At 58.3% G+C, this 3,461-nt stretch carries 4 protein-coding genes; all 4 read right to left on the reverse strand.

Annotation, left to right across the window (positions count from 1 at the left end; translation table 11 throughout):
* Positions 1-1,055, reverse strand: a 1,055-nt coding sequence (locus GXX34_11710; GenBank protein HHW08172.1) for a carbamoyltransferase HypF, incomplete at its 3' end; no start/stop codon positions are given.
* Positions 1,045-1,722, reverse strand: coding sequence for a hydrogenase nickel incorporation protein HypB (gene hypB, locus GXX34_11715; protein ID HHW08173.1), 678 nt, complete (start codon positions 1,720-1,722; stop codon positions 1,045-1,047). The genes GXX34_11710 and hypB, both read right to left, overlap by 11 nt.
* The gene (locus tag GXX34_11720; GenBank protein ID HHW08174.1) at positions 1,703-2,080 is read right to left on the reverse strand and encodes a hydrogenase maturation nickel metallochaperone HypA; all 378 of its coding nucleotides are present in this window, start codon (positions 2,078-2,080) and stop codon (positions 1,703-1,705) included. The genes hypB and GXX34_11720 overlap by 20 nt, the downstream gene beginning before the upstream one ends.
* Before the next feature lie 337 nt (positions 2,081-2,417).
* Positions 2,418-3,461 (reverse strand): hypothetical protein (locus GXX34_11725; GenBank protein ID HHW08175.1); only part of this gene is annotated, 1,044 nt, incomplete at its 5' end.

The following is a 3,461-nucleotide window of genomic DNA, read 5'->3' on the forward strand; positions in this document are numbered from 1 at the left end:
ACTTCCAAACCCGCCCCGGTTAAATAAGCCGCGGCTTTTTGCCTTAATAAGCGGTTTTGAAACACTCCCCCGGTCAGGGCCACTTTCTTAATCCCGGTCTCCCGGCTGATGCGCCCCGTTACTACCTGGATCATTTTCGCCACGGTGTTATGAAAACGGGCGCCGGCGATTTGTTTCCCCACGCCCTTCTCCAAGTCTTCCACCAAGGCGTGCCATAGGGGGCGCCAATCCACCTGCCAGGGCATGGCCTCGCTGACGGTAAAGGGGTAATGCCCCTCCTCTTCCGGGGCGGAGGCCTCCTCCAAACTGACGGCTGCTTTCCCTTCAAAAGCCGCGGTACCGTACAGATCCAGCACCACTGCCGCCACCCCGTCAAATAACCGCCCGCAGCTGCTGGTCAACGGCGCGTTAACCCCTCGCCCGGTAGCACGCTGCAAAAGCGGCCAGCTTTCCGGCAGCGCTTCCACAAAGCTGAGCTTGAGAGACATCATCTCCGGCCCAAAGGTCTCGTATAGATACTGGGCCCCCATCCGCCAGGGTTCTTTGATGGCCCTGGCGCCGGAAGGGACCGGCAGGTAAGCCAGGTGGGCCCAGCGGGTGAAGCGGGACCTGTTGCCGGTTAGAAACTCACCACCCCATAGACAGCCGTCGAGGCCGTAACCGGTACCGTCAAAAGTTACCCCGATGACCGTTTCATCCAGCTCCTGGTCCAAGAGGCAAGCGGCCAGGTGAGCATGATGATGCTGTACACCGATTAACCGGGTCTCACCGGCCCGGGTTAAAGCATACTTGGTAGACAAGTATTCCGGGTGCAGGTCATGGGCGATGACTTCCGGTTTCATCCCCAGCCGGCCCTGTCCTTCTATGATGTACTCTTCAAACCGCAGGAAATTTTGATAGTCTTCCAGGTCTCCCAGAGGAGGGCTGACATAAGCCAGGCCGTTTTGGATAAAACAAATAGTGCTGTTTACTTCCGCCCCCAGGGCCAACACCTGCCCCCCTTCCCAGGGCCAGTGGAAGACCTCACTGATCGGTCCCGGTTTTTCAAACATCATGCGGTTGAGCTTCTCCCTTCGACCCGAACAGCCTGGTCTCCAGCCATTGATACCAAGGGGACAGTCCCTCCCGGTTCCGGCAGGATACGGGGAAAACCTCGAGGCGAGGATTGACCTTGAGCAGCTCCCCTCTTAAAGTAGGCAAATCCACATCGGTAAAAGGCAGGAGATCGATTTTATTGATGATCACGGCTTCCGCCTCCAGGAATGTACGAGGGTACTTGGCCGGTTTATCCCCTCCCTCGGCCACACTTAAGACTACCACCTTCAAATCCTCACCTAAATCAAAAGCCGCCGGGCAGACCAGGTTGCCCACGTTTTCGATGATCAGTAAATCCAGATCCGCCAGGTTAAACCGGGGGAGCACCTCGGCGATCATCCGGCTGTCCAAGTGACAGCCCCCTTGGGTATTGATTTGCACCACCGGCACCCCGAGCCGCGCAATCCGCTGGGCATCCATCGCGGTGGACAGATCTCCTTCGATCACCCCCACCCGGTACGTCTCCGCCAGCTTGGCCAGGGTCGCCTCCAAAAAACTGGTCTTGCCTGCACCGGGAGACCCCAACAGGTTTACCACTTTCACCCGGTGGCGCCGGAAAACCTCCCGGTTGGCCTGAGCCTGGGCCGCCTGGTTTGCCATTACGCTTTTATTCACTTCCACAATCATCGTATCCCTCCCCCTCGAGACTGGCCACCGCTACCTGGGTGCCGTCCAAAACCCTGACATCCGTCCCATGGCACTCTGGGCAAGTCAAAGACAATGTGGTGGCAGTATACCTGGCCCCACATGCCTGGCATGCGGCCACAACAGGTACTGTTTCCCACTTCAAGGCCGCTCCCTCATAGGGGGTACCCTGGGTTAGGGCCAGGAAAGCCATTTCCAGGGCTTCCGGCACCACGTTCGCTAAAACCCCCAACCGCAGGGTAATCCCTGTCACCTTTCTGAGCCGGTGCTCCCGGACCACCGGCTCCAGCAGGGAAAGCATCTCTTGCACCAAAGCGAATTCATGCATGCCGCGTCCCACCGCCAGTCCTCGTACTGTGACCGGTACAACAGCACGAAAATATGCAATATTCTGATTTATCTCTGGATCTCAAGTTCGACAGCGAGAGGCGTAATCCTCTAAATTGCACCAGATTCCTTCCCAAACGAGGACACCTGTCACCACCGGGAAAGGCTAGATGAGGATTAGCGGCAATCGGTGTTGACCGCAGGGCTGATTTGGACCGCAGGAGCCGGGTTTCATGCTCGAGCAGGACTCCCCTGACGCCCTGTATGAGTACCGGTTGCCCTATTTAAGATTGGTAAAAGAAGCAAGGTACCCTTCACGGCTGTGAAAGGTACCTTTCGTTGTTGGGAGCTCAGTCTTCTTGCTCGTCTTCCGCCGGAGGCCCACTGCCGTCCCCGGTTTGGCTGCCGTCCCCGGCAGCCTGGTCCATTTCCTGCCCACCGGCCGCCTCCTCCGCCCCATGATCCAGTTTAAACTTGGCAATGACCTGCCTGAGATTTTGACTCATCAGGTTCAGGTTTTCAGCCAGACCGGTGAGTTCTTGCATGGCCGCCGCCTGCTGCTGGCTGGAAGCGGAGACTTCTTCGGCCGCCGCAGCGTCCTCCTCCGCCACGCTGGAAATCCGGTTGATGACATCGGTGATTTTCTGGGTGCGTTCCACAATCTGGTGCTCCGCTTCCGCTACTTCGTTGATGCTGTGAGCCACTTCCCTGACGCCTTCGGAGATCCGCCGGAAAATGTGGTCCGTGGCTTCTACCGCCTCTTTCTGGACCCGGTTCGTGGCCTGGGCCGTCTCCATATTATCCACGGCCTCCTTGGCCCCCTGCTGGATCTCCTGTACGATGCGGCCGATTTCTCCCGCCGCCTGCGCGGAACCTTCCGCCAGCTTGCGTACCTCCTCGGCCACAACGGCAAAGCCCCTCCCGTGTTCTCCTGCCCGGGCCGCCTCAATGGCGGCATTCAGGGCCAGTAAGTTCGTCTGGTCGGCAAATTGGGAAATGGTATCTAAGATATCCCCGATCTTTTGTGTCATTTGATGGAGATTGGTGATGGCCACGGCTACTTTATCGCCGGCTGCCGCGCTGTCCGCCATGGCCCGGTTTTGATTGTCAAGCTGGGCCAGTCCTTCTTCAATGAGGCGCAATACTTGCCCGGTGTGATTCCGCACCGCATTGACTTCCTTGCTGGTCGCTTCCACCGCCTTGAAAATCTCTTCCACCATCTCCGCGGCCTGCCCGGCACCGCTGGCCTGCTCATTGGCTCCCGCCGCCACTTCCTGGATGGCATGATTGACTTGCTCCACGGCGCGGCCCGTTTCATTGATGCTGGTCAGGAAATCCTCCGCCACCTGGGCACTGCGCACGGCTCCTTCCTTGACTTCTTCAATGACCTGCCT

Source organism: Clostridia bacterium (assembly GCA_012840125.1).
In the GTDB taxonomy this organism is placed as follows: Bacteria; Bacillota; DULZ01; order DULZ01; family DULZ01; genus DULZ01.